Raw genomic sequence first — 6167 nt, forward strand, 5'->3', positions numbered from 1 at the left:
AGATCCGGTAGCCGGAGCCCGGCACGGTCACGATGACCGGCGGTTCACCGAGCTTGCGCCGCGGGTCATGCGGCTGCGCGGCGGGGGCCGGGGCCGCCGCCGCGCCCAGGCCGAGCGGGCCGACGAGCTGCTGTCGATGCTCGGCGTGGACCGGTACGCGGACCACCGCCCCCGGCAGCTCTCCGGCGGCCAGCAGCAGCGGGTGGCCATCGCCGTGGCCCTGGCCAACGAACCCTCGGTGCTGCTGGCCGACGAGCCCACCGGCGAACTCGACTCCGCCACCGCCGACCAGGTCTTCGCCGCCTTCCGGCGCGCCAACGAGGAGCTGGGCACCACCATCGTGATCGTCACGCACGACCAAGCCGTCGCCTCCGAGGTGCGCCGCACCGTCGCCATCCGCGACGGCCGCACCTCCTCCGAGGTCCTGCGCCGCACCGAGGTCGACGCCGACGGCCGCGAGTCCCTGGTCACCCGCGAGTACGCCACCCTGGACCGGGCCGGCCGCCTCCAACTCCCCACCGAGTACACGACCGCCCTGGACATGGCCGACCGCGTCCTGCTCGAACTGGAACCGGACCACATCGCGGTCCGGCCGGACGGGGAGGGGTGAGGGCCCGGCCCCTCGGCGCATGAGCCGTCCCGGTCCGGCAGCGCTCCCTCGGCTCAGGCCCCGAGGTCCCGCTGCATGGCCGGACCGGCCTCCGCGCCGGGGCCGGGCGGCCCGCCGTACGTCATCTCGGCGTACATCGCGAGGTCGGTCAGGTCCGCCTCCATGAGGTCCCGCACGAGTTGCCGGTGGGTCTCCGGGGACATCCACCCGGCGCCGCGGATCACGCTCCGGGCGCTGGACGAGAGCCCACGGGCGGTCAACTGCGCTGCCAGAGCGACCACGTCCGGGTTCGGCTGACGCACATTGCTCCGAGCCAGGGCTCGATCGACCCGTTCCGTCAGACCGGCCCGGCACAGTGCCGCGATCGCCGTGACCCGGCGGTCGAGGGCTTGGCCGCGCGTGTTCACGAGCAGGTCGATCACCAGGTCCGATACGGGCTCCAGCGGGGCGGTCGCCCGGCCGCCGACGGTCGTCAGCAAGGCACGCAGGACGGTGCGGTCGAGCAGGGGATCCGCCCCCAGCGGCCTGTGGTGCACGAACCGCCCGAGGGCCCCCGGCCCGGCCTCCTCAAGGCATTCGAGGAGCTCCACCGCCCGGTCCGGTGCGGTCTGCACGAGGTGGTGCAGCAATTCGTGGGCCGGCGCGTCGCCGAACTGCCCGAGCCAGACGTGCACCTGTTCGATCATCTCCAGGGCGGGTAGCCGGCAGAAGGGCCCCATGAGGTACCCGTACGGCCGGCGACCGGCAATCAGGATGCGGATCAACTCGGTGCGCGCCGCCAGGTCCGTCGGCAGTGCCGCCATCACGCGGTCCCGGTCCCGGCCCGCACCAGGGCCGTCGAGCCCGGCGAGCAGCCCCGCGACGAACTCGACCGGCCGCCGCGCGAGCGCCGCCAGGAGGTCCTGGGCGTCGAGCGGACGGCCCGCCTCCCGCAGTGCCCGGACCAGGACGAGGCCGTCCTCGGGAGACCGGTGGCCGGCCGCATCGTCGAACAGGATGAGCACTTCCGCCCCGTGTCCCTGCGCGTGCAGGAGGTCGCCCAGGGAGATGAGTTCGGGGACTTTGAGCCGGGAGGCCGACGAGGTCAGCACGGACCGGGCGTGACCCGCGAGACCGGCGGCCCACAAGGCGTCGCACAGGCCGCCGGTGGCCGGGACCGAGGTGTCGGCCGCCGCTGCCGCCTCGACGAATGTGTGAGCCCAGATGCGCCCACCGGCCCGCTCTGCCGCAGCCACCATCCGGACCACCTCGGCCGGCTCCCGGGGACCGTCCGCCAGGACCGAGGAGTACAGGGTCAGGCCCTCCGCCACCCTGCCCATGGCCCGCAGCGCGTCCGCGAGGCGGGCCGCCTCCGGCGGCGCGGACACCGCGGGGGCGCGCAGCACCCGGTCGGCGCATTCGTCCAGCTCCGCCGACCACAGCGCACCCGCCAGCTCCAGCACGGCCTCGGTGGTCCTGAGGAATCGGATCGCCGCGTCGAGCAGGGCCGCGGCATCCCCCTCGGGCTGTTCCCGGCTCCCGGACAGGGCCCGGATGGTGGCTGCGACGTCCTCGGGCCTGCGGAACGCCGCGATGCGATGGACCAGGAGCCGGGCTTCGTCATCGGCGTCCAGTGCCCGCAGGGCCCGCGCGAACACGGCGAGGTCCCCGGGCGACCGGTCGGCCGCCGCGGTGGCGTGGACGACTTCCGAGAGAGGCGCCCCCGGGCGCGGAATCCTTTCCAGCGGTCTCGACAGGACGGGGTACGGCTCCCGGCCCAGCAGCAGGCGGACCAGCGCGGCCACCTCCTGGGCCGGCCGGGTCACCGCCGCCAGCCGGAGGAGTTCCCAGGACGCGTCGGGGTCGGTGGCGGCCAGGACCGCCGCACGGTCGGCGATCACCCGGGGCTGGGCCCTCAAGACCTCCCGGAACGGCTCCGGGACGACCGGGGCCGGAGGCTGGGGCACCGCCGGCTCCGTGGCCCGGGCCGCGGCCCCGTACCGGTTGCGGGCGAAGGCCAGGGTGCGGCCCGTGTTGCTCAGGCGTTGCTGGGGCAGCGGGCGGCCCTTGGCGCGGAGTTCCGCGAGCAGGTGGTCGTACAGGTCCGGGCCGGTCAGCAGCGGGCCCGCGCCCGGCAGGCCGCGCTCCAGGAGCCGGATCAGTTCGCCGGTGAAGGCCGTGTGCGCTTCGCCCGGCGGGGCCAGCGCCATCGTGTTGGCGGAGGTCGAGGTCAGCAGGTACGTCCCGGCGATCCGGGCCTGCTCGGTGAGCGTCACCGGCCCGCTCATCCCGCCGGCCAGCGCCTGGCCGCTGTAGCAGCAGTCCAGCACCACCGCCCGGTGGACCCGCTTCCCGCTGCCCAGCACCTCCCGCCGGACGTCCCGGAAGTCCAGCCAGGTGTAAGGGCGTTCGGGATCGGCGCCGGGCAGGGCGAGCAGCAGCCCGTCGCCGTCCGGGCCGGGCAGGCCGTGCCCCGCGAAGTACACCAGGAGCGAGTCGGTGGCCCGCTGCGCCGCCCGGTGCACCGCGTCGAGGACGTCCGTGGTGCCGGCCGGGTCCGGGATCCGGACGCAGTGCCCGGGCGGCAGGCCCCAGACGGCCGGGTCCTCCAGCAGCCGCCCCAGGTCGTGGAGGTTGGCGGCCACCGACGGCAGGTCCTCGAGGCCGGGGTCGGCGTACCGGGAGGAGCCGATCAGGACGGCGTACGAGCCCTGGGGGTCGGCCAGTTCCACGGTCAGCGGCCCCCGGCGGCCGGGGTGTCCGTCCCGGCCGCGCCGGTCGCGCCGGTCGCGCCCGGGCCGGGCGGCGTCGGCGCCGGGACCGCGGGCGGCTCGGCCGTCAGGGCGCTGAGCAACCGCTGGACCGTCTCCGGCGAGCCGTCCTCGACCGTGACCGTCAGGCCGTCGGACGGCCGGGTGACGGTCAGGACCGCCCGGCTGCGCCGGGCCCGGCGCCAACCCGCGTACGCGAGGGCCAGGTTGCCCACGGCCACGGCGTGGGTGAGCGCCAGGTTGATGACGTCCAGGCCGCCGCCCATGGAGCCCGGTACCGGCCGCGAGGTCAGTTCGAACCTGCCGGGCGGTTCGTCCTCCTGGCACAGCCAGCGGTAGAAGTCCCGTACCGCAGCGCTCTCTTCGGGGTCGACCACCCCGATGACCAGCTCCATCCCGCGTCCCTCCCGTCCGCCCCGCCCCGGCGCGGGCACCGTCCCCGGCGCCCGGCCGGGAGCCCGCAGCGCCCGTGCAGAGCGTGGCACACATCCACGCGCCGGCATGCGGATTCGTCGTATCGGGCGCTCTTCGTACGGGCCGACGATCCTGCCGGGCGCCGGTCCCGCGAGGCGCGCCCGGTGCGCCGCGGTCTCCGCGACACGCCGGGCCGTGCCCGGCGGCATGCGGGGGCCCGTGCGGGCGGGCGGCGGTACGGTCGGGCGACTCCCAGTCAGGCCCTCCTCACCCGCGGGACGCGCAGCCGATGTCGACCTCCGCCCAGTCCGGCCCCAGCCGCCGGGGGCTCCTCGCCGGAAGCGCCCTGCTCGTCACGGGGGGCTCGGCCACGGGATGCGGCGGACGGGCCGGACCGGAACGACCGGGCGGGTCCGCCGCGCCCGGGTCCGCCGCGCCCGGAGCCGCCGCGCCCGGGTCCGGCCGGGGCGGGCCCCGGCACGGCCCCCGGCAGGCCGGCATCCTCACCCCGGCGCAGCGGCACGCCCTCGTGCTGGGGTACGACCTCGCGCCGGGCGTGCGCGGTCCCGACGGGGCGCGCCGGCTGCGGGAGGTGCTGGCCGGCTGGAGCCGGTCGGCGGCCGGCCCGGCGGGGGAGACGGTCACCGTGGGCATCGGCCCGGCGCTGCCCGCCCGGCTGGGGCTGCGCGCCCCGGCCCTCCTGCGCGAGTTGCCGGGCTTTCCCGGGGACCGGCTCGCGGCGGAGTTCTCCGGCGGGGACGTGCTCGTCCAGGTGTGCGGGGAGGACCGGTCCGGCGTGGCCGCCACCGCCGCCCGGGTCACCGCGGCGGCCGGGACCGTGCTGCGGCCGCGCTGGCGGCAGACCGGCTTCCTGCCGGCGCACGCGGCCGGCCGCACCCCCCGCAACCTGCTCGGCTTCAAGGACGGCACGGCCAACCCGACCCCGGCCGAGGGGGAGCGCTGGCTCTGGGTACCCGACGGGCCCGACCGCGACGGCAGTTACCTGGTGATGCGGCGGATCCGGCTGCGGACGGAGCGCTTCGCCGGGCTGCCGGTCCGCCGCCAGGAGGCGGTCATCGGCCGGGTCCGCGACAGCGGCGCGCCGCTGGGCCGGCGCGACGAGCACACCCCGCTCGACCTGTTCGCGAAGTCCCCCGAGGGCCGGTACGTGCTGCCCCTCGACGCCCATGTGCGGCTGGCGCACTCCCGGTTGGACGGCGGGGCCCGGATGCTGCGGCGCGGCTACTCGTACGACGACGGGCCCGGGGACCGGGGATTGCTCTTCCTCGCGTACATGAACGACCCGAAGCTCTTCGTCCGGGTCCAGGAGCGGCTGGCCGCCCGAGACGCGCTGCGGCCGTTCAGCGAACACGTGGGCTCCGGGCTGTACTTCGTCCTGCCGGGGGCGGCGCCGGGGCAGCCGCTGGGGGCCGCGCTCCTCGCCTGATGCCGTGCGCCCCGACCAGACCAGCCCCTCCCGAGGAGACGTCCGCCATGCCCCGAAGCCGTATCCGCCGCCGCACCGCCCTCGTCGGGGGCCTGGTCACGGCCGTGGCCGCCGCGGCCGCCGTGACCTTCGCCGTCGTACGGGACCCCGGGCCCCGGCCGGTGACCGGCGAGGAGGCCCAGCAACTGGCCTTGGCCCGCTTCAGCATGTACGAGCGGAGCCCGGCGGCGCTGGTGGCCCGGGCGCCGATGGCGGGCGGCACCGTCGAGATCACCGGGCTGGTCGACTACCGGCGGCACCGCGGAGTCGGCTCCTACCGGGTGTCGGGCGGTGCCGCGCCGGGGGCCGGGCTGGTGGCCTGGGACGCGACCGGGCTGGCGGTGGCGCGGCGGCCGTCCGGTGCGGGCGGGGGGCCCGCGGACCCTGCGGCGGTGGCCGCCGCGGCGCGGGCGGTGGCGCCGGGGGGCTGGTCGTCGCGGGCCTACACCGGTGATCCCTTCGACGTGGTGCTGCGGCTGACGGTCAATCTGGGGGCGGACCGGCCGGAGAACGCGCAGCTGCTGGCGCAGTCGGGGGCGGAGTGGGTGGGGTCGGAGCGGTTGGAGGGGCGGTCGTACGGGGTGTTCGGCGGGCCGGTGCGGGGGCGGGGGGCCGGGGGGTCGCGGCTCCGGTACTGGCTGGACCCGGCGGGTGGCCTCCGGCGGGTCGAGGCCCGGCCGGCCGGCCTCCCGGCCCCCCTCCGCGTGGACGTGGCCCCGCGCCCGGCGGCGGCCGCCGTCCCGGACGCCCCCTGGCAGGCCCGGAGGGCCTGACGCTCCCGCTGCGCGGAGCCGTCCCCTCCCCGCCCTCCCCCAGACTCCGTCCGGGGGGACCCCCATCCCGAAACCGGTGGGCAGCTGCCCCCGGATCCCCCGCACCACCGCTGCGCGGCGGTCGCCTCAAACGC

General features: G+C 77.2%; 5 protein-coding genes. 3 read left to right on the forward strand and 2 right to left on the reverse strand.

The window, feature by feature from the left end; translation table 11 throughout:
• Positions 1-610, forward strand: a 610-nt coding sequence (locus AB0O40_RS37260; protein WP_365050619.1) for an ATP-binding cassette domain-containing protein, incomplete at its 5' end; no start/stop codon positions are given.
• Positions 611-663: 53 nt separating this feature from the next.
• On the opposite strand, the gene AB0O40_RS37265 is transcribed toward AB0O40_RS37260, so the two are convergent.
• Together AB0O40_RS37265 and AB0O40_RS37270 are read right to left on the reverse strand one after the other, a co-directional pair.
• Complete coding sequence (locus AB0O40_RS37265) at positions 664-3321, reverse strand: caspase family protein (RefSeq protein WP_365050621.1); 2658 nt, start codon at positions 3319-3321, stop codon at positions 664-666.
• A gap of 2 nt (positions 3322-3323) precedes the next feature.
• Positions 3324-3755, reverse strand: coding sequence for a hypothetical protein (locus tag AB0O40_RS37270; RefSeq protein WP_365050623.1), 432 nt, complete (start codon positions 3753-3755; stop codon positions 3324-3326).
• A gap of 308 nt (positions 3756-4063) precedes the next feature.
• Here AB0O40_RS37270 and AB0O40_RS37275 point away from each other — a divergent pair, with 308 nt between their 5' ends.
• Both AB0O40_RS37275 and AB0O40_RS37280 read left to right on the forward strand, forming a co-directional pair.
• The gene (locus AB0O40_RS37275) at positions 4064-5221 is read left to right on the forward strand and encodes a Dyp-type peroxidase (protein WP_365050624.1); all 1158 of its coding nucleotides are present in this window, start codon (positions 4064-4066) and stop codon (positions 5219-5221) included.
• Positions 5222-5268: 47 nt separating this feature from the next.
• Positions 5269-6033 (forward strand): hypothetical protein, encoded by a 765-nt coding sequence (locus AB0O40_RS37280; RefSeq protein WP_365050626.1) that lies wholly within the window; start codon positions 5269-5271, stop codon positions 6031-6033.
• The last annotated feature ends 134 nt before the right edge of the window (positions 6034-6167 follow it).

It is taken from the genome of Streptomyces sp. NPDC089919, assembly GCF_040684615.1.
GTDB lineage: Bacteria > Actinomycetota > Actinomycetes > Streptomycetales > Streptomycetaceae > Streptomyces.

Bases quoted from the DNA above. Each gene is read 5' to 3' on its own strand.
- AB0O40_RS37280 (WP_365050626.1), top strand. From the start codon at position 5,269: ATGCCCCGAAGCCGTATCCGCCGCCGCACCGCCCTCGTCGGGGGCCTG.
- AB0O40_RS37270 (WP_365050623.1), bottom strand. From the start codon at position 3,755: ATGGAGCTGGTCATCGGGGTGGTCGACCCCGAAGAGAGCGCTGCGGTA.
- AB0O40_RS37275 (WP_365050624.1), top strand. From the start codon at position 4,064: ATGTCGACCTCCGCCCAGTCCGGCCCCAGCCGCCGGGGGCTCCTCGCC.